This window comes from Pseudomonas sp. MIL9 (assembly GCF_016887925.1).
GTDB lineage: Bacteria > Pseudomonadota > Gammaproteobacteria > Pseudomonadales > Pseudomonadaceae > Aquipseudomonas > Aquipseudomonas mohnii.
Map to the genome: position 1 here is coordinate 55,451 of NZ_JAFEHE010000017.1, position 19,788 is coordinate 75,238.

Genomic DNA, 19,788 nt, shown 5'->3' on the forward strand with positions numbered 1-19,788 from the left:
TTCAAGGTTACCGGACCTTGAAGATGCCCGGCGTACCGCAGCGCTTCAAGGCAACAGCGGCAATCCAGACCGAACCTACAAGCACAGACCCACAGCGCTGACAGAAACGTCTGACAAATCGATCAGGCACTTCCTTCACGACGCAGTAAAGCGCGGGCCAAACAGGATGACGCTCGCCCCGATCACACACAATGCCACGCCGATCCAGTCCGAACCGAGTGGACGAATCCGCTCGACCACCGCCAGCCAGCCAATCGATGCAATGATGTAAATGCCCCCGTAGGCGGCATAGGCGCGACCGGCGTAGACCGCTTCGACACGGGTCAGCAACACCGCGAACAAGGTCAGGCTGAGCAGCGCCGGCGCGATCCACCAGGCGCTTTTGCCCTGGCGCAACCACATCCAGAAGGCAAAACAGCCGGCGATTTCAAACAGCGCGGCGAGGAAAAACCACAGATAGTTGAGCATGCGAACGCCTCGCGAGGATGACCGATGGCGGCCACCCTAACGAGGCTGTTCCGTGCGGGCAAGTTCAACCTGCGGTTTGTTTGGCCTTGGCGCGCATCTTGTCGGCCATCAGGGTCATTTCGTTGTAGAGCAGTTGCGGGTTTTTCTGCTTGAGCGCCCAGGCCATGCGCCCTTGCTCGTGGGGCAGGATCATGAACTCGCCGGCGGCGACCTGCTGATAGATGTAGTCAGCGATGTCTGCCGCGCTGATCGGCGAGCTTTCCAGCAATTTGCCGACCTGGGCTTTCATCGCCGGGGTCGGGCCACGGAACGAGTCCAGCAGGTTGGTCTGGAAGAACGATGGGCAAACCACGTGTACGCCGACTTCCTGCTGGGCCAACTCAATCAGCAGACTTTCGGACAGCGCCACCACGCCAGCCTTGGCCACGTTGTAGTTGCTCATGGCCGGGCCTTGCATCAAGGCGGCCATCGACGCGATGTTGATGATCTTGCCCTTGCTTTGCTCCAGCAGCGGCAGGAAGGCCTTGCACCCCTTGACGACGCCCATCAGGTTGATTGCGATTTGCCAGTCCCAGTCTTCCAGGGACAGTTCACTGAAGAACCCACCGGATGCCACGCCGGCGTTGTTGACGATGACATCGATACCACCCAGTTTCACTTCGCAGGCCTGGGCGAAGGCGGTCAACTGGCTGTAATCGCGCACATCGCAGCGCTGGATGAAACCGTCGCCGCCGGCTTCGCGAACCAATTTCAGGGTTTCCTGCAGGCCCGGTTCGCTGACATCCGACAAGGCCAGCTGCCAGCCTTCGCGCGCCCAGCGCAGTGCGATTTCGCGACCCAGGCCAGAGCCCGCACCAGTGATCATCATGCGATTTTGCATAGCAAACAGCCTTGTTGTCCGGGGGAAGATGCAGCGAGTGTAGCGAAGGATATTGCCCGACCCACGCTCCATCAGATTGCTGAATGCCCCGAGCAAACCGCAGGCGCGTCCGACCCAACTAACACAATTAACCCCGAAACAGCGCATTGCTCGAAAAACATCGAAAAAACTTGGAATTTTATAGCGTGCGCGGCAGTCGGATTTTTTAAGCAGCTCGAATTAATTGCATTCCCGCTGACCGTTAACGATCAGGTCATTCCTGAATACATCCAACAAGGAAACAGTCATGGGCACAATTCTTATCGTAATTCTGATCTTGTTACTGATCGGTGGCTTGCCGGTCTTCCCGCACTCCAGAAGCTGGGGTTATGGCCCATCGGGCATCATCGGCGTCGTGTTGGTCGTGCTGCTGATCCTGCTCTTGCTCGGCAGAATATGAAGATCTGACCGGCAAAAAAAATGTAGGAGCTTGCTTGCTCGCAATGGACTTGATGACGATGCGCTTATCCAGAAAATACGCGTCATCGTTAACGTCCATCGCGAGCAAGCTCGCTCCTACAAGTGCTTGTTTCTATATTGCCGCTTTACTTAGTCCGGCTTGCCGTCAACCACACCTGCGGTGTTGTCGAGCAGGCTCTTGGTGGCCGTTTGCAGGAACGATTCAAGCTTGGTTTTCAACTCGGCAGTACGCGGGGCGTTTGGAATGACCTCAGCGTGTGGATTGGCACCCAACTCGTATTGATACATCTTCGGGGCCATGTCCTTGTCCTTCGGTAAAACCAATATCTGGTCCGCCGTAATGATCGCCGTGGTCTGCTCACTGCCCGATGGTTTGATCACGCCAAAACCAGGATCACCTTCTGGCAGGTTGAGCAGGTCGCGTCCCCAGCACTGATGGCGCACTTCGCCCCCCAGTCGACCCATGATGGTCGGCACAATGTCAATCTGAGTCCCGACGGTGTGGTCACGCTGGCCGAATTTTTCCTGAATGCCCGGTGCGATCATCAGCATCGGAACGTTGAAACGCCCCAGATCCATTTCGGTGATCTGCTGCTCGTTGCCAAAACCGTGGTCACCGACGATCACAAACAGGGTTTCCTTGAAGTACGGCTCCTTGCGTGCCTTCTCGAAGAACTGACCCAGCGCCCAGTCGGAGTAACGCATCGCGGTCAAGTGCTCGTTGAGGCTACCGCGATCAGTCACTGGCTCAACAGGCAATGGCGACGGCAAGGCATAAGGTGTGTGGTTGGACAGCGTTTGCAGCAAGGCATAGAACGGTTTTTTGTCCTTGCCATCACGAGCCTTCAGCTCTTCCAGGCCACGGGTGAACATGTCCTGGTCGGAAACACCCCAGGTCGGGTCGGAGAACACCGGGTTAACGAAGTCGTTACGCCCGATGAAGTTGGTCATGCCCTGGTTGCTGAAGAAACCCGACTGGTTATCCCAGGCGAAGTCACCGTTGTAGACATACACGTCATCGTACTGACGGGCACTGAGCAATTGCGGCAGGCCAGACAGTTTGTGACTGCCTTCCGGGGTCTGCATCAGGTATTCGAAACCCGGCAGGTTCGGGAAGCAGGCCATGGTGGCGAACATCCCCTGGTGAGTGTGGGTGCCGTTGGAGAAGAAGCGGTCGAACAACAGGCCCTCCTTCGACAGTTTGTCGAGGTATGGCGTGATGTTGCCCGGTGCACCCAATGCCCCCACCGAGTGGCCGGCCATGCTTTCCATCAGGATCACGACGACGTTCTTGATCGGCAGGGTCTTGTCTGCCGGAGGCGTATAAACGCGACGTACGGCAGCGGTATCGCCATCCACCAGTTTTTCGTCCTTCATCACCAGCATGTCACGCACAGTCTGCTGCGCCATGGGTTGTGGCAATGTCGCTTTCCAGATGTTGTCGCGATCTTCGGACATCCGGCTCTTGGCGGCGGCAATCAGTTGCAGGGTACCGTTAAGGCCCAACTGGTTGGCGAAGTTCGATTCGGTGGTGTAGACGTCACCCCAACGCATGGGTGGGCCTTGACGCAAGGTGCCACGGGCGGCGACCACGCAGATCAGCAGGCAGACCACGAACACGGCGAAGCGCGTGTACCACGGGGCAACCTGACGCGTACCAATGCTGCCGCCGCTGAAGGGGCCACGAGGACGGGTCGCACGATCAGCGCCCTTGAATGCCAGGCTGAGGATCCAGGTGCCTACGGCCCAGGCCAGCAGGTAGCGAACGACCGGAAAACCGTACCAGAGCATGCTCATCACGGTTTTCGGATCTTCTTTTACATACTGGAAAACCAGGCCGTTGAGGCGCTGGTGGAACTCACGGTAGAAATCCATCTCCATGAGGCCCAGGAACAGCGCGATGCTCGAAGCAACCGTCAACCAGAAGCGGAACAGCCCGCGCGCCGCCATGCTACGGACGCTAAACAACGCGAGCAGCAACGGAACGCTGAGGTAAACCACCAGGCGCAAATCGAAACGCAGGCCGTTGGCGAATGCTTCGAGAAATGTCGAGGCTGGTGTAGAGAGGATCATCTCGCGGTTGTAGACCAGCAGCGCGACGCGCAGCGCGGAAAACATCACCATCATGACCAAAGCACACAGCAGTGTATAAGCCAGATGCGATTTGACGGTCGGTTGCAGCAGGCGACTTGAAGCTCGCTGCTGATTCAGGGCGTCCGGGATTGCCATGTCGTATTAGGACCCATTGGAAGTTGAAGTTTCAAAAATACAGCTGCGCCCTGCCCTCTGCTGGCCAAATCCTGGCCCGGGGTTTGCGCGATGCGCAAATGTTGCACGATCAACCGCATCATTGCCATTGATAAGTGTTCGTCGATGCAGACGCGTGCGAATTGTCTTGGAGGCGTTGTGAAAATTTCGTGCAACGCATATCTGGAAACAAAATAAAGCCCTGCCCTGCAAATACGGCAACGCCCCGAACCGGTCGGGGCGTTGCGCAGGCCTTGCTCAACAGCGCAATGCGATTACTTCTCGGCGCGTGCCTTGAGGTTTTTCAAGGTATTGAACGGCGCATCGACCACAAACTTGTTGGCCACCATCGACGGAACACTACCGCCCGGCTCGGTGTGAACCTGATAGGTCACTTCAACCTGGTCGCCCTTGGGAACAAACTTCCAGAAACCATCGACCTTGGCGACCCGGACCAGACCTTTTTCATCAGGCAGGTATTTAGGCACGCCTTCGAGCTTGCGGGTCATGCTGCCATCGGCACCTTCGGTAATGGTGACGTGCATCACCGAATCACGCGGGGTGACTGGCCAAGGGGTATTGAACTGGGTGTAGGTCCAGAGCTGATTGCCTTCCTGCTTGAGCAACTTCTGGGTCTTGCATTCGTGAATCCAGGCGCAGGCGCCGGGGACGTCGTCCTGTAGTGCGCGCAGTTTGGCCATGGTGGTCTTCATCAGGGTGACGCCCTGATAGGCCTTGTAGTCGGAACCTGGTACTTCACTCAGGGATATCTTGATGCCGTCTTCGTTCTTGGCAACCTTCCAGTCTTCGGCCTGAGCGACCGAGGTGGCCAATACAGCCGTCAAACCGCACAGCAGAGCAATACGATGCAGCGAACCCATAGTCTTATTCCTTATTGTTGAAGTTCCGTTCGTTGTACACATCACGCAGCCGTCATTTGCTCCCACCAGCCGATCAGCCTGATCGCTTCTTCACGGCTATTGCCGCACACCTCGATATCAGCCTCGAACGCCGAACAGACTGCCGGGCGCTCTGGCTGGCCGAAAATAGTGCACAGGTTTTCGGCAGACAATTGCAGGCATCGTTCCCCCGCGGCTTTGCCGTTGGGCATGCCGGGGATGGGCGAGCTGATGGATGGGGCAATGCAACAGGCGCCACAGCCTTCACGGCATTTCATGACGACGAGCTCCTCGCGACGGGCAATGTGTTAAAGGACGTTGCACAGAGTAACCGCTAAAACAGTTGTTTTAAATTGGCGAACCACGGGTTTTTGCCTGCAACCAGGCGTGACCGGGCAGTCTCCGACAAAGCGTCTGGTTGGCGGGTCATCAGCAAGGAAGAATTAATGCTTGAACTCGAATTCCAGCGCCGCGCCTTCGACTTCATGACGTTCTTCGTTGCGCAGCTGCAATTGCATTTCGTTACTGATCAACCTTCCGTTGAGCTGGAACTGGCTGCTTTTGTCACCGAACATTTGCGGCAGTACCGGATCTCGCCTCGGTAATGGCACGGTGCCCACCGGCTTCAGCTCCTCGACCATGCCCTTGGGCAAACTCAAATCCAGGTCAGCTGAAGGCAGCGGGGTTTTCGCCACCTCGCTGGCCGGTTTCGACTTGGCCGCAATCGGAGGACGCTTCTTGACCGGCGCGGCTTTCTTTTTGACCGGGGCGGTTTTCGTGGCTGGAGCGGTTTTTTTCGAGGTAGTGCTTGCTGCCGGTTTTTCCTGAACAGAAGCGGCCATCACGGATAGCGGCTGAGCGCTCAATAACAGGCAAATCATCAGCCAGGTGGCGGGAAAAATCGGTTTCATGGACCCAACGGCGCAACGGCGCTAACGACAGAGGGGCCATATGCTCGCTTGTTGCAATCAACATGACAAGCGCGGACAGGCATTACCTGCCCGCCTCCGTCAAAGACCGCCGGCCATTTCCTGGCAGAGCTGGGTGGCGAGCATGCCAAGGGTCATCAAGGCACGCTCGGCTTCACGATTCCAGGGGATGCCGCAGTTCAGGCGAATGCAATGATTGAATTGCTCGGTGTTACTGAAAATCAGCCCCGGCGCGATGCTGATGCCCTGCTGCAGCGCCCGTACATGCAATTCCTGGGTATTGACCCGACCCGGCAGGCTTACCCACAAAATGAACCCGCCGGTTGGCCGCGTCATCTGGGTGCCTTCGGGGAAATACTGCTGCACGGCCAGCTGGAAGGCGCTGAGGTTCTTGCGGTATTCCTGACGGATGTAACGCAAATGGCGGTCGTATCCACCGTTTTCCAAGTAGGCCGCAATGCCCATTTGCGTGACGCTGCAGGCGGAATGGGTGCTGAACGTCTGCAAACGCTGGATTTCCTGCTGGTACTTGCCGGCAATCATCCAGCCGATCCGTACACCCGGCGACAGGGTCTTGGAGAAACTCGAGCAATAGATCACCCGGTCCAGGCGGTCATAGGCCTTGAGCGCTTTGGTGCGCCCCTGCTCGAACATCAACTCGCCGTAAATATCGTCCTCGACAATCTGGATATCGAAGTCGGATGCCAGGCGCAGCAGTTGTTTCTGCCGCTCCTCGGGCATGGTGCCCCCCAGCGGGTTGCTTAGACGAGTGGTCAGCACCAAGGCCTTGATCGACCACTGGTTGGCCGCCAGTTGCAAGGCTTCGAGGCTCATGCCGGTGGATGGATCGCTGGGAATTTCGATGACCTTGAGGCCCAGCAGATCAGCCAATTGCAGCAACCCATAGTAGGTCGGCGACTCGGCTGCGATCAGGTCACCCGGCCGGGTCAGCACCCGCAGGGACATTTGCAAGGCATCGACACAGCCGTGGGTGATCACCACTTCCGACGGATCGACCACCACGCCTGCATCACGCATGCGAATCGCCACTTGTCGGCGCAACGGTTCAAAACCCGGGCTGAACATGTAGCTGAACGCACGCGGACTGTGAAAACGGGTGACTTTGGCCAGTTGCTGATGCAGTGCCCGCACCGGCAAATAATCGACGCTCGGTACTGCGGCGCCCAACGGAAAGACGCCCTCGCGGCGGGATTCGACCAACACCTGCTGGATGATGCTGCTGCGAGTGACCAGCCCGGGACGCTCAACCCTGGCGATATCCGGTGTCGGTGCAGTCAGGGCCGGGGTCTGGTGCACGTAGTAGCCCGATTGCGGCCGGGCACGGATCAGCCCCTGATCCTCGAGGTTGGCATAGGCCTGCAGCACTGTCGCGTGGCTGACATTGAGCTGCGAGCTCATCTTGCGCACCGAAGGCACACGCTCGCCGGGTTGATAGACACCACGACGGATATCTTCGGCCAGTTGCTGAGCAATACGTTGGTAGAGCAGGAGATTGGTCATGACGCAGCACTCGATTTCACGGGCATTTTATTCTTGTGTGAAACAATACCGGAACAGTTTAGAAGTGTACTGGGACAGTTGCCACAATAGTCGACAGTACAGTGCAGTGTCAGCAAGAACTGTACTGTTTTGAGCACTATTTGGCAGGCGAAAAAAAACCCGGCGCTGACTGGCAGGCCGGGTCTCCAGTGACGCAACCCTTAGCGGGCGGCGCCCAGCTGGCCTTTTTCGTCGGAGAACACAATTTCCACCCGACGGTTCTGGGCACGACCACGCTCGGAAGCGTTGACGTCCACAGGGTATTCATCGCCGTAGCCTTCAACCTGAATACGTTTGTCGTCGATCCCAAGATCCGTCAAAACGTCCGCCACCGATTGCGCACGGTCGCGCGACAGCTTGAGGTTTTCCTGTTTGCCGCCGGTACTGTCGGTATAGCCTTCGATCCGCACCACGCGCTTGGGGTTGAGCTGCAGGAACTGGACGACTTTCAGCACGACGCGGTTCGCCGAGTTTTTCAATTCTGCTTCGCCGGTGTCGAACAGCACGTCGCCCAGGGTCATGACCAAACCACGGTCGGTCTGGGTGGTGGCCGTCGCAACGATCTGCTCTTCGATCCATTTGCCCTGCTGCTGCACGCTGAGCAGTTTGGATTCCCGCAAGGCCAGTTGCAGGCGCTGCCGCTCCAGTTCGAGCTTTGCCGCGCGCTCTTCGTTAAGCACCTGATTGGTGTGTTCCCGAGCGATCTCGCTGTAACGCTGACTCAGATAAGCGTAATGCACCACGTCCGACCCGCTGCCCCAGTAGCTGGACAAGCGATCGGCGCGCGCCAGGGACTCACCGGCGCGGATCACGTCCTTGGGTGCGATACGCAGCACATTCGAATCTTCCTTGACCTTCTGGAAGTCGGCGCCCGCCTCCTGCAATGCCGTTTCGCTGTGCTGGCCGGCGCAGCCATAAAGGCTCGCGCAACCCGCCAGGATCAGACCACCGAGGGCCTTGGTCTTGAGGCTCATTGGGAGTCCCCCACTTGCTTGCGCAGACGGGCGATGCGGGTATTGAGCACGCTCAACTGCTCCTCGCTCTTGAGGGTCAGGACCCGGGCCTCAGCCAGACGCGCGTCCAGCTCGGCCTGTTCGGCCCGCATGCGTGCGTTTCTGAAGGATTGGTCGGCCATGTTGCCCTTGGCCCGGTTGAACTTGTCTTCGGCCAATTTCATTTCAGGCACTTCGTCGGCAGTGGCGCCAACAGCCTTGGCTTGTTCGAGTGCCTGTGCAGTCAGGCGCATTTGTTCATTCGGCGCAGGATCGGCTGCACAACCCGCCAGAGCCAGAACGGCCAGGGCAGCGAAAAGAGGTCGAATACTCACTAAAAATCCCTACTGTTTTGGGCTACTGACAGGTTGCGTCTGCCGTTGAGAAAGTTGGGCATTCCAACGCTCGATATTGCGCAACAGCACGGCCTCCGTCAGTCCGGACGCGCGCAATTCTGTCATCTTTTTGGCCAACTGTCCGCGCAACCACGGATCGTTGCAGGCGGAGTCGTGGGAAATGGCCAGAAACAACCCCGGCTTGTCTACTGGTTGCACGCGAGCCACCAGATCATTGGACATGCCCAATGTCTGCGCCATCGCCACACCCGAGTAGCGTCCGGCCAGGACATATTCCGCCTCGCCCAAGAGCAATTTCTGAAAGGCCAGGGTCAGACTGGATGTGCGGATGAGGGTCAATTGCTGCTCGGCAAAAGTGCCAAATGCCGGGGTCAATCGGGATTTTTCCGACACGGCGCCGGTATGCCCCTGCAGGTCCTGCACATCGCTGTAGACCAGTGACGAATCCTTGCGGGTCCAGACCAGATAGTCGTTTTCCAGCAATGGTGGGTGAATATAATCCAGGGTTTCCAGCTCGCTGACCGTCAACGAGGCGTCGGCCAGCATGTCCATGCGTCCACTGCGCACTTCGTCCAGGGCCTGGGAGCGTTTTCCGGCGTACAACAGTTCAACCTTGATCCCTGACTGCCCCGCCACTTGCTGCAATAAATCGGCACTGGCGCCGATCAGATGCCTGGGATCCTGCGGGTCTTGCCACAGGAAAGGTGGCGCATCCGGACTGCCGGTCACCACCAGGCGATCGCACTTGCCGGCTGCAGTGGACAGCGCTGGAAATAGCGTCAACCCAAGAAGCAATGACCAGCCACATAGGCGGCTCAAATCCATGGCGAAACTCTCCCGTTGAGACCGTTTATAACCTTGTAGGAGCGAGCCAGCTCCTACAGGAAAAAAAGCAAAAAAAACCCGACCAAAAGGTCGGGCTCTTTATAAGTGAAGCAGCCGGATTAGACCAGCTTCTCCAGCTCGGGGATGGCTTCGAACAGGTCAGCCACCAGGCCGTAATCGGCCACCTGGAAGATCGGCGCTTCTTCGTCCTTGTTGATCGCAACGATCACTTTGGAGTCTTTCATGCCGGCCAGGTGCTGGATCGCGCCGGAGATACCGACGGCGATGTACAGCTGTGGCGCAACGATCTTGCCGGTCTGACCGACCTGCATGTCGTTGGGTACGAAACCTGCGTCGACCGCGGCGCGGGAAGCACCGACGGCAGCGCCCAGCTTGTCGGCCAGGGCGTACAGGTGTTTGAAGTTGTCACCGTTCTGCATGCCACGGCCGCCGGAAATGACGATCTTGGCAGCGGTCAGTTCCGGACGATCGGACTTGGCCAGTTCTTCGCCAACGAAGCTGGAGATGCCAGCGTCGTGAGCAGCGGCAACGGCTTCTACAGCAGCCGAACCACCTTCAGCGGCAACCGGGTCGAAACCGGTGGCACGCACGGTGATCACTTTCACGGCGGCGTTCGATTGAACGGTAGCGATGGCGTTACCGGCATAGATCGGACGCTTGAAGGTGTCAGCGCTTTCGACCGAGATGATCTCGGAGATCTGGTCAACGTCCAGTGCTGCGGCAACGCGCGGCAGGATGTTTTTGCCGTTGGAAGTGGCGGCAGCCAGGATGTGGCTGTAGCCCTTGCCCAGCTCGGCAACCAGAGGCGCAACGTTTTCCGGCAGCTGGTGAGCGTAGGCAGCGTTGTCGGCCACCAGCACTTTAGCCACGCCAGCGACTTTCGCAGCGGCTTCAGCCACGGCGCCAGCGCCCTGGCCTGCAACCAGCACGTGGATATCGCCGCCGATTTTGGCAGCGGCAGCCACGGTGTTCAGCGTGGCCGGGGCCAGCACTTTGTTGTCGTGTTCAGCAATAACCAAGATAGTCATTTAGATTACCTTCGCTTCGTTTTTCAGTTTCTCGACCAGTTCAGCCACCGACTTGACCTTGATACCCGCGCTGCGTGCAGCAGGCGCTTCGACTTTCACGGTCTTGTTGGTGGAGGCGGTGGAAACGCCCAAAGCGTCCGGAGTCAGCACTTCGAGAGGCTTCTTCTTGGCTTTCATGATGTTTGGCAGGGACGCGTAGCGCGGCTCGTTCAAACGCAGGTCGGTGGTGACGATGGCCGGCAGTTTCAGGGAAACGGTCTGCGCGCCGCCATCGATTTCGCGGGTCACAGCGACGCTGTCGCCGCTGATTTCGACTTTCGAAGCGAACGTACCCTGACCGTAACCGCTCAATGCGGCAAGCATCTGGCCAGTCTGGTTGTTGTCGCTGTCGATGGCTTGTTTGCCAAGGATCACCAGCTGAGGCTGTTCCTTGTCGACAACAGCCTTCAGCAGTTTGGCAACGGCCAGGGAAGTCAGATCTTCGGCGGATTCGACGAGGATGGCGCGGTCAGCACCCAGAGCCAGCGCAGTGCGCAGTTGCTCTTGAGCGGTGGACGGGCCGACGGAGACGACGACGATTTCAGTCGCGACGCCTTTCTCTTTCAGGCGTACCGCTTCTTCCACTGCGATTTCGCAGAACGGGTTCATCGACATCTTGACGTTGGCAAGATCGACGCCGGAATTGTCCGCCTTGACGCGGACCTTGACGTTGTAATCCACAACGCGTTTGACAGCTACAAGAACCTTCATGGATTCCTCGTTACTCTCCGGTGAAAAGGAAGTCGCCTAGGCGAACCTGGCGGTTGATACTCATCGGGCGCAAGGGCACCTCTAAAAACGCCGGCAAACGTGTCAAGTGACCATCGTTCATGATGTTGATGACCGTTCGTCAGTCGTGACTTACAAGTCATTCATTATCGCGGCGTGTAAACTGCGCGCCAAACCTGCGCGGCTCATCACTTTCCAGTGCCATCGCCCTGTCTTTAAAGGTGCTCTTGAAACCAACAGTCAGCCTACGGCGAGCGCAAAACCGCCCGTATCTTGACCGGAACACCTATTCCGGTCAATACGGCAAAATAGCCGTTCATAAGCCGCGTGACTTTGATTTCTCTGGCTTTGAGCCAATTCAAACAAACGTTTGTATTGGACGCTGAGAGTGGTGTAGATATAATGCGCCACCCAAAGAGAAAGGTGGTTACTCGATTGTCCTCTCCCGGCGTTGCGCAGGGATTCAGGGATGCGACACCCAACCTCCCAATTAGAAAAAAAACTGTTGAGCCTTGAGTAGGAGATAACCTGTGGAACGCGAATACATGGAATTCGACGTGGTCATCGTCGGTGCCGGCCCCGCTGGTCTTTCCGCTGCCTGCCGATTGAAGCAGAAGGCCGCCGAAGCCGGTAAGGAAATCAGCGTCTGCGTGGTCGAAAAAGGCTCCGAAGTCGGTGCTCACATCTTGTCTGGTGCCGTGTTCGAACCACGGGCCCTGAACGAATTGTTCCCGGACTGGAAAGCACTCGGCGCGCCGCTGAACACGCCGGTCACCCGCGATGACATCTTCGTGCTGAAAAATGCCGAAAGCGCGCAGAAAATCCCTGACTTCTTTGTGCCCAAGACCATGCACAACGAAGGCAACTACATCATCTCCCTGGGTAACCTGTGCCGCTGGCTGGCCCAGCAGGCCGAGAACCTGGGCGTGGAAATCTACCCGGGCTTCGCCGCCCAGGAAGCCCTGTTCGACGAGAACGGCGTGGTTCGCGGGATCATCACCGGTGACCTGGGCGTTGACCGCGAAGGTCAGCCGAAAGAAGGCCTGTACACCCCAGGCATGGAACTGCGTGGCAAGTACACGCTGTTCGCCGAAGGTTGCCGCGGCCACATCGGCAAGCAGCTGATCAAGCGTTTCAACCTCGACAGCGATGCAGACGCCCAGCATTACGGCATCGGCCTGAAAGAAATCTGGGAAGTCGACCCGGCCAAGCATCAGCCTGGCCTGGTGGTCCACACCGCCGGTTGGCCGATGGACATCATGGGCACCGAGAACACCGGTGGCTCGTTCCTCTATCACCTGGAAAACAACCAGGTGGTGGTCGGCCTGATCGTCGACCTGTCCTACAGCAACACTTACCTGTCGCCGTTCGACGAGTTCCAGCGCCTCAAGCATCACCCGGTGCTCAAGCAGTACCTGGAAGGCGGCAAGCGCATCAGCTACGGCGCGCGCGCCATCTGCAAGGGCGGCCTGAATTCGCTGCCGAAAATGGTCTTCAAGGGCGGCGCGCTGATCGGTTGCGACCTCGGCACCCTGAACTTCGCCAAGATCAAAGGCAGCCACACCGCGATGAAGTCCGGCATGCTGGCTGCCGAATCCGTGGCTGACGCGCTGTTCGCCGACAAGGACGGCAGCGAAGAGCTGACCACTTACGTCGACGCGTTCAAGAAGAGCTGGCTCTACGACGAACTGTTCGCCAGCCGCAACTTCGGCCCGGCGATCCACAAGTTCGGCGCTATCGTCGGTGGCGGTTTCAACTGGCTCGACCAGAACATCTTCGGCGGCAAACTGCCGTTCACCCTGCACGACACCAAGCCGGATTACGCTTGCCTGAAGCTCGCGGCCGACTGCAAGAAGATCGACTACCCGAAACCGGACGGCAAGATCAGCTTCGACAAACTCAGCTCGGTGTTCATCTCCGGTACCAACCATGAAGAAGAACAGCCTTGCCACCTGAAGCTGACCGACCCGAGCATCCCGATCAACAAGAACCTGCCGCTGTACGATGAGCCAGCCCAGCGTTACTGCCCGGCCGGCGTGTACGAAGTGATTACCAAGGAAGATGGCGAGAAGCGCTTCCAGATCAACGCCCAGAACTGCGTTCACTGCAAGACCTGCGACATCAAGGACCCTTCGCAGAACATCACCTGGGTGACGCCGGAAGGCGCTGGCGGCCCGACTTACCCGAACATGTAAGCCGAGCGCTGAACAACGAGGCTCCCGAACGGGGGCCTTTTTGTTGCCTGCGATTTTACTGACGGCACAAAAAACCAATGTGGGAGCGAACTTGCTCGCTCCCACAGTGTTTTGCATTCAAACCTTGAGACCCAGCTCCGCCGACAACCGCGCCGTGACCCCTTTGATCAGGGGAATCAACTCGGCCATTTTTTCCAGCGGCATATACGGCACGGTACTGGCGATGCTGATGCCGGCGACGATACGCTTGCTGGCATCACGAATCGGCGCCGCCACGCATCGGATCGACGGTTCGTTGTCCTCCAGGTCGAAAGCGTAGCCACCGGCCACGTACTCGATCATGCGCTGATGAAACTGTTCCCAGGACTGTTCCGGGTGCTGCGGCCAGAACTGATTTTTCCCACCCGCTGGCAGGCTGACTTCGTACAACCGTTGCCACTCTTGCGGAGTGTCGTCGAGCATCAGTGCCTTACCGATGCCGGTACGCGCCAACGGCATGCGATGGCCGACCCGCGAGCGCATTTCCGGGCCGTTGCGTCCCGGATTCTTGTGCAGGTACAGCACTTCGTCGCCCTCTCGGATCGCCAGGTGAATGGTGTCACCGGTCAACGCCGACAACTCATCCAGATACGGCCCGGCCAGGGTGACCAACGGCAGTTCTTCGCGCGCCTGAAACCCCAGTTCGATCAGCTTCGGCCCCAGCAGGTAACCGACTTGCGGCACCACCCGCAGATAACGTTCGTCGACCAGGCAACTGGCCAGTCGATGAGTGGTGCTGCGCGTGGTTCCGATCAACCGGGCGATCTCCTTGAGATCACGGGCGCCACTGGCCACCGCCTGAACCACACCCAAACCTCGAAGCAGTGTCTGGGTGCCGGTCGGCGCGGCGTCCTTGGCGATTTTTGGGGCGTCTTCCTGCATATCCAGCCTTTACCGTTGAGCGAGTGAACGGGCGGCATTATGGTCGCCCTCCTGCTGCGACTACAACTTGATACGCTCGACCTTGCCCACCAGCAAAATGTAGGAAAGTGCACCCAGCAATGCCAGAACCGAGATGTAGGTGATCGCCGGGGCAAAGGACTCACCGCTGGCAAGGAAACCGATGACGATTGGCGTGGCAATGGCCGACAGGTTGCCGATGAAGTTGAACACGCCACCGGTCAGTCCCAGCAAACGTGCCGGTGCCAGCGTGGAAACCAGCGACCAGGTGATCGACGCCAGACCGTTGCCGAAGAACGCCAGGGCGAGGAAGGCAATCACCAGCGGCGTCGACTCGACGAAGTTGGCGCCGATGATCGAAGTGGAAATCAGCAGGCCACTGATGATCGGCAATTTGCGAGCGAAACCGACCGTGTACCCGCGCCGGATCAGGAAATCCGAAAAGAAACCGGAACACAGCACACCGACGAACGCTGCGAGAAACGGCAGCGATGCCAGCAAGCCGGATTTGATGAAGTCCATCCCACGGTATTTCACCAGGTAGGTCGGGAACCACGTCAGGAAAAACCACAGCGTCGAGTTGAGGCAGAACTGGCCGAGGTAGATGCCCCAGAGTTTGCGCTTGCTCAAGACGATCCCCAGGTCGGCCCAGCTGAATTTGGCCTTCACCTTCGCTTGCTCGGCCTGGATGTCCACCAGCCCGCCGCCTTCGCGGATCAGGTCGATTTCGGCCTCGTTGGCACCTTTGAAGTCACGCGGTTCGCGATACACCGCGTACCAGATCACGGCCCAGAGAATGCCTACCGCGCCTGTGGTGACAAACACCATGTGCCAGCCGAATTCGTGCTGAAGCCAGGCCAGTACCGGCGTCAGGAACGCCAGGCCGACAAACTGTCCAGAGGTGTAGAAACCGATGGCCGTGGCGCGCTCGCGCTCGGGGAACCAGGTGGTTACAACGCGGCTATTGATCGGATAGGCCGGCGCTTCCAGGGCACCGACGGCCATGCGCAAGACGAACAGCGCGATGAAGCTGCCGGCGAAGCCGAGCATCACCGTGGCAATCGACCACAACAGCAGCGCGACGGTGTAAAGAATGCGCGGAGGCACCCGATCCACCAGCCAGCCACCGGGGATCTGCATGGCGGCGTAGGTCCAGCCGAAGGCCGAGAAAATCAGGCCGACGTGAATCGGGTCGATGCCCAGTTCGCTGGTCAGCGCCGGGGCTGCGATCGACAGGTTGCTGCGGTCCAGGTAATTGATCACCACCGTGATGAACAGCAGGACCATGATGAAAAAACGCTTGCGGCTGGGCGTCACCAACGTCGCCTGCCCGGTGAGGGTTTGCGGTTGCATGAGGAGTGCCTCTTCTTATGTTTATTGAGGACGATTGGAAAATTTGCACTGTCTCTGTGGAGGCGGGCTTGTCCGCGATGGCGGCGGCACATCCGGCATTGATGTGACCGACAGGACGCTATCGCGGGCAAGCCCGCTCCCACAGGTTATGTGTCAGGAGAAACTCACCACTCGGCAAAACTGCCATCGGCATGGCGCCAGATCGGGTTGCGCCAGCGGTGGCCGATGGCTGCGCGTTCGATCACGTACTCCTCGTTGATCTCGATACCCAGGCCCGGACCGTTGGGGATTTTCACGAAGCCTTTGTCGTAGTCGAACACCCGCGGATCCTTGACGTAATCCAACAGGTCGTTGCTCTCGTTGTAATGGATGCCCAGGCTCTGCTCCTGAATGAACGCGTTGTAGCAGGCCGCGTCCAGTTGCAGGCAGGCGGCCAGCGCAATCGGGCCCAGCGGACAATGCAGCGCCAGCGCCACATCGTAGGCTTCGGCCATGTTGGCAATCTTGCGGGTTTCGGTGATACCGCCGGCGTGGGACGCATCGGGCTGGATGATGTCGACATAGCCTTCGCTGAGCACGCGTTTGAAATCCCAACGGGAAAACAACCGTTCGCCCAGGGCAATCGGCGTGCTGGTCAGCGGCGCCAGCTCTTTCAGCGCTTCATAGTTTTCGCTGAGCACCGGCTCTTCGATGAACATCAGTTTGTACGGGTCGAGCTCTTTCATGAGCACCTTGGCCATGGGCTTGTGCACCCGGCCATGAAAGTCCACGCCTATGCCGACGTTCGGGCCCACCGCGTCTCGCACGGCAGCGACGTTGGCCAGGGCCAGGTCGACTTTTTCGAAGGTGTCGAGGAATTGCAGCTCTTCAGTGCCGTTCATTTTCACCGCGGTGAAACCGCGCCCCACCGCTTCTTTCGCGGCACGCGCGGTATCTGCAGGACGGTCGCCGCCGATCCACGAATAGACACGAATCTTGTCACGCACCTGGCCGCCCAGCAGGTCGCTGACCGACACACCCAACGCCTTGCCCTTGATGTCCCACAATGCCTGATCGATGCCGGCCAGTGCGCTCATGTGGATCGCGCCGCCACGGTAGAAGCCGCCGCGATAGAGCACGGTCCAGATGTCTTCGATGTTGCGTGGGTCTTTGCCGATCAGGTAGTCGGACAATTCCTCGACGGCGGCCGCCACGGTGTGGGCGCGGCCTTCGACCACGGGCTCGCCCCAACCGGTGACGCCCTCGTCGGTTTCGACCTTGAGGAAGCACCAGCGCGGCGGAACGATGAAGGTGGTCAGTTTGGTGATTTTCATCTTCTTGTCTCTCTTGTTCGGATGCAGCGCACGCAGCGCCAAAAGTCTTAGCGAAGGGATTTCCAGGCAGCGACGTAGGCCTTGGCATTGGCCGCCACTTGCGCAGGGGTCATGCCTGGCTTGAACAACCCGGAGCCGAGGCCGAAGCCCTTGACGCCAGCATCGATGAACACCTGCATGTTGTCCGGGGTGATGCCACCGACCGGTGCCAGAATCGTTCCTGCCGGCAACACCGCGAGCCATGCCTTGACGACCGCCGGCCCCATCTGTTCGGCCGGAAACATCTTCAGGATGTCCGCCCCTTCGGCCAGTGCCGCAAAGGCTTCGGTCGGCGTGGCGACACCCGGCGACAGGTACAGCCCCGCAGCTTTCGCGGCGCGCAATACCTTGGGATCGCTATGAGGCATGACGATCACCTGACCGCCCGCCGCTTTCACTTGCCCGACCTGTTCCGGTGTCAGCACCGTGCCGGCACCGATCAGGCAATCGGCGGGCAAGGTACTGCGCAGGATACGGATGCTTTCGTACGGCTCCGGGGAGTTGAGCGGTACCTCGATGACGCGAAATCCGGCCGCGTACAGGACTTCGCCGATGGCCGCCGCTTCTTGCGGACGCAAGCCGCGCAGGATCGCGATCAGACCGTTTTGCGCCAATGCTTGTTTGAGCATGTTCAGAGCTCCAGTCAGGTTTAACGGGATGGGTTGGGCGTGATCAGTCCGGCGGCCAGCGCCAGTTGCCACAGCCCGCGTTCGGTGGCCTGCTCGGCCTGGGACACCCGGGCAAACCCGCACGCGTCGAGGGCCCGGCTGTAACGCGTACAGAGTTGGGCGTTGCCGATGAGGATGATTGACGGCAGGTGCACACTGTTGCGCCGATGTCGCAGGACGCTGGCCAGGGCCGACAGTTCATGGCCGATCAACAGGCCGGACAGGTAATCCGGTTGTGCGGTGGCGCTCAGCTCCCCCGTCAGCCCGAGGCTGCGAGCGCTGAACATTGTCGAGAGCACACCGGTTTCGCCGTCCGCCGACAAAGCCACCTGCACGCCGCGGTCAAACGCTTCGCCATCGAACGACCCGCCGCGTTGCTGGGTACGCCCCAGAATGCTGTGTTCGCTGAGCACGGCGAAGACTTCGCCGGTCATGAAAGTGTCGAAATGGACGATGCAGCCGTCGGCCACTTCCACCCATTTCGAATGACTGCCCGGCAGGCCGATCAACAGATCGGCGCCCGCCTCGTCCGGCAGCGTTTGCAGCACGCCGAGCACTTGGGTTTCTTCGCCGCGCATCACGTTGGGCAAGCGCGAGCGCTGGATCACACCCGGCACGATGTGCACGTCGACACCGCGAAGACTGCGTACGGTTTGCAAGGCGGTGCCGAGGGTGGCGACGTTTGCCGGCGTATCGCGGTAGGCCGCTTCGCACCAGCCCTGGGCGCTGCCGACCATGCCACAGGCAATCACCGGAAGACCGGGCTGCTCGTCGAGCCAGTCGCCGCATGCCTGGTCAAAGGCCAGTTCAAAACCGTCGGTGCATTCCCGGCCGGCAATGACGCGCGGCGCCTTGGGCAACTGCATGATCCCCGACGACAGCGAACGCTGTTCGAGCACTTGGCCACCTTCGGCCAGTTTGTAAGCACGTAATGAGGTTGTCCCCCAATCGAGCGCGATCAATTGCGCCAGCATCGCTTCACCTGTTTTGGTTTTTGGCAGTGAGTGAGCTGGACTATAAACCCGGACGGCGAAAAATCTCAATATATAAATATCAATCCCATATATTGGGAGAAGACAAAAAAAGATCGCAGCGTTCGCTAGCTCCTCGGAATGCATTCCTCTGTAGGAGCCAGCGGGCTAGCGATGGTCGTCAACGATAATGCGTGAAGCCTGACACCCTGCAGTGCTTTCGATTTCTTCGCGAGCAGGCTCGCTCCTACAGGGTTGAGCGTTTAATTACCCTCGGCGAACTCGCGGAGCACTTTGCCGTCCATGCGGTAGCGCACCCACTCTTCCTGTGGCTGCGCGCCCAGGGATTTGTAGAAATCGATGGCTGGGGTGTTCCACTCCAGAACGCTCCATTCGAAGCGCCCGCAGTCGTTGGCACAGGCAATTTTCGCCAAATGCCGCAGCAGGGTTTTGCCGGCACCGCCCCCCCGCTGTTCCGGGGTGATGTAGAGGTCTTCGAGGTACAGGCAGTTGCTGCCCAACCAGGTGGAATAACTGAAGAAGAACACCGCGAACCCGATCGGCAAGCCGTCGCGCAGACAGATCAGGCCATGGGCGGTCGCCCCTTCGCTGAACAGGCTGCGCTCGATGTCGGCGACGCTGGCAATGACTTCGTGGCGGGCACGTTCGTAGTCGGCCAATTCCGTGATGAACGCGAGGATTTGTGGCGCGTCACTGGGGGTTGCCGGGCGGATTTCGATCGTCATGGACGTGCCTTGTCAAAAGTTGAAAACGCCATACTAAGGCGGCGCGCGATTTGTGGCGAGGGAGCTTGCTCCCTCGCCACAGGTCATTACTCCGGCTACGGCTAACCCTTGCATCGCGAACCTCGCACCTAA

Annotated in this window: 20 protein-coding genes; 2 read left to right on the top strand and 18 right to left on the bottom strand. The window is 59.0% G+C overall.

Annotated elements, in window-relative coordinates; all coding sequences use genetic code 11:
- Positions 1 to 135 precede the first annotated feature (135 nt).
- Both JQF37_RS18505 and JQF37_RS18510 read right to left on the bottom strand, forming a co-directional pair.
- Positions 136 to 468 (bottom strand): YnfA family protein, encoded by a 333-nt coding sequence (locus tag JQF37_RS18505; RefSeq protein WP_130206833.1) that lies wholly within the window; start codon positions 466 to 468, stop codon positions 136 to 138.
- 64 nt (positions 469 to 532) lie between these two features.
- Positions 533 to 1,348, bottom strand: a complete 816-nt coding sequence (locus JQF37_RS18510) for an SDR family oxidoreductase (protein ID WP_047527046.1) — start codon at positions 1,346 to 1,348, stop codon at positions 533 to 535.
- Positions 1,349 to 1,634: 286 nt separating this feature from the next.
- On the opposite strand from JQF37_RS18510, the gene JQF37_RS18515 reads away from it, so the two are divergent.
- Positions 1,635 to 1,787 carry a DUF3309 family protein gene (locus JQF37_RS18515; protein ID WP_032833547.1) on the top strand — a complete coding sequence of 51 codons (153 nt, stop codon included), beginning with the start codon at positions 1,635 to 1,637 and terminating at the stop codon, positions 1,785 to 1,787.
- A 149-nt stretch (positions 1,788 to 1,936) separates the two neighbouring features.
- Here JQF37_RS18515 and JQF37_RS18520 read toward each other — a convergent pair whose 3' ends face one another.
- From JQF37_RS18520 to JQF37_RS18565, 10 genes are all read right to left on the bottom strand, one after another.
- Positions 1,937 to 4,036, bottom strand: a complete 2,100-nt coding sequence (locus tag JQF37_RS18520) for an LTA synthase family protein (protein ID WP_130206831.1) — start codon at positions 4,034 to 4,036, stop codon at positions 1,937 to 1,939.
- A 293-nt stretch (positions 4,037 to 4,329) separates the two neighbouring features.
- On the bottom strand, positions 4,330 to 4,935 hold the full coding sequence (locus JQF37_RS18525) for an START domain-containing protein (RefSeq protein WP_130206829.1): 606 nt from the start codon (positions 4,933 to 4,935) through the stop codon (positions 4,330 to 4,332).
- A gap of 41 nt (positions 4,936 to 4,976) precedes the next feature.
- Positions 4,977 to 5,231, bottom strand: coding sequence for a YkgJ family cysteine cluster protein (locus JQF37_RS18530; RefSeq protein WP_130206827.1), 255 nt, complete (start codon positions 5,229 to 5,231; stop codon positions 4,977 to 4,979).
- 165 nt (positions 5,232 to 5,396) lie between these two features.
- Complete coding sequence (locus JQF37_RS18535) at positions 5,397 to 5,864, bottom strand: translation initiation factor 2 (protein WP_130206825.1); 468 nt, start codon at positions 5,862 to 5,864, stop codon at positions 5,397 to 5,399.
- Between the two features lie 99 nt (positions 5,865 to 5,963).
- On the bottom strand, positions 5,964 to 7,403 hold the full coding sequence (locus JQF37_RS18540; RefSeq protein ID WP_047527036.1) for a PLP-dependent aminotransferase family protein: 1,440 nt from the start codon (positions 7,401 to 7,403) through the stop codon (positions 5,964 to 5,966).
- Positions 7,404 to 7,603: 200 nt separating this feature from the next.
- Positions 7,604 to 8,416, bottom strand: a complete 813-nt coding sequence (locus tag JQF37_RS18545) for an OmpA family protein (RefSeq protein ID WP_130206823.1) — start codon at positions 8,414 to 8,416, stop codon at positions 7,604 to 7,606.
- A complete protein-coding gene (locus JQF37_RS18550; RefSeq protein WP_047527033.1) occupies positions 8,413 to 8,769 on the bottom strand; it encodes a DUF4398 domain-containing protein in 357 nt (118 codons plus the stop codon). The genes JQF37_RS18545 and JQF37_RS18550 overlap by 4 nt, the downstream gene beginning before the upstream one ends.
- Before the next feature lie 9 nt (positions 8,770 to 8,778).
- Positions 8,779 to 9,615 carry a transporter substrate-binding domain-containing protein gene (locus JQF37_RS18555; RefSeq protein WP_130206821.1) on the bottom strand — a complete coding sequence of 279 codons (837 nt, stop codon included), beginning with the start codon at positions 9,613 to 9,615 and terminating at the stop codon, positions 8,779 to 8,781.
- Positions 9,616 to 9,734: 119 nt separating this feature from the next.
- Positions 9,735 to 10,664, bottom strand: a complete 930-nt coding sequence (locus JQF37_RS18560; RefSeq protein WP_130206819.1) for an FAD-binding protein — start codon at positions 10,662 to 10,664, stop codon at positions 9,735 to 9,737.
- The gene (locus tag JQF37_RS18565; RefSeq protein ID WP_007987229.1) at positions 10,665 to 11,414 is read right to left on the bottom strand and encodes an electron transfer flavoprotein subunit beta/FixA family protein; all 750 of its coding nucleotides are present in this window, start codon (positions 11,412 to 11,414) and stop codon (positions 10,665 to 10,667) included.
- A 548-nt stretch (positions 11,415 to 11,962) separates the two neighbouring features.
- Here JQF37_RS18565 and JQF37_RS18570 point away from each other — a divergent pair.
- Complete coding sequence (locus JQF37_RS18570; RefSeq protein WP_130206817.1) at positions 11,963 to 13,627, top strand: electron transfer flavoprotein-ubiquinone oxidoreductase; 1,665 nt, start codon at positions 11,963 to 11,965, stop codon at positions 13,625 to 13,627.
- 117 nt (positions 13,628 to 13,744) lie between these two features.
- Here the strand turns inward: JQF37_RS18570 and JQF37_RS18575 are convergent, their stop codons facing one another.
- The 6 genes from JQF37_RS18575 to JQF37_RS18600 form a co-directional block, all read right to left on the bottom strand.
- A complete protein-coding gene (locus JQF37_RS18575; protein ID WP_130206815.1) occupies positions 13,745 to 14,548 on the bottom strand; it encodes an IclR family transcriptional regulator in 804 nt (267 codons plus the stop codon).
- Positions 14,549 to 14,608: 60 nt separating this feature from the next.
- Entirely contained in the window at positions 14,609 to 15,919 is a 1,311-nt protein-coding gene (locus JQF37_RS18580) for an MFS transporter (RefSeq protein WP_130206813.1), read from the bottom strand.
- A gap of 164 nt (positions 15,920 to 16,083) precedes the next feature.
- The gene (gene dgoD / locus JQF37_RS18585; RefSeq protein ID WP_047527021.1) at positions 16,084 to 17,232 is read right to left on the bottom strand and encodes a galactonate dehydratase; all 1,149 of its coding nucleotides are present in this window, start codon (positions 17,230 to 17,232) and stop codon (positions 16,084 to 16,086) included.
- A gap of 47 nt (positions 17,233 to 17,279) precedes the next feature.
- Positions 17,280 to 17,900, bottom strand: a complete 621-nt coding sequence (locus JQF37_RS18590) for a 2-dehydro-3-deoxy-6-phosphogalactonate aldolase (RefSeq protein WP_130206811.1) — start codon at positions 17,898 to 17,900, stop codon at positions 17,280 to 17,282.
- A gap of 20 nt (positions 17,901 to 17,920) precedes the next feature.
- The gene (locus tag JQF37_RS18595; protein ID WP_130206809.1) at positions 17,921 to 18,913 is read right to left on the bottom strand and encodes a 2-dehydro-3-deoxygalactonokinase; all 993 of its coding nucleotides are present in this window, start codon (positions 18,911 to 18,913) and stop codon (positions 17,921 to 17,923) included.
- Positions 18,914 to 19,173: 260 nt separating this feature from the next.
- Positions 19,174 to 19,656, bottom strand: a complete 483-nt coding sequence (locus tag JQF37_RS18600; protein ID WP_056855912.1) for a GNAT family N-acetyltransferase — start codon at positions 19,654 to 19,656, stop codon at positions 19,174 to 19,176.
- Positions 19,657 to 19,788 lie beyond the last annotated feature (132 nt).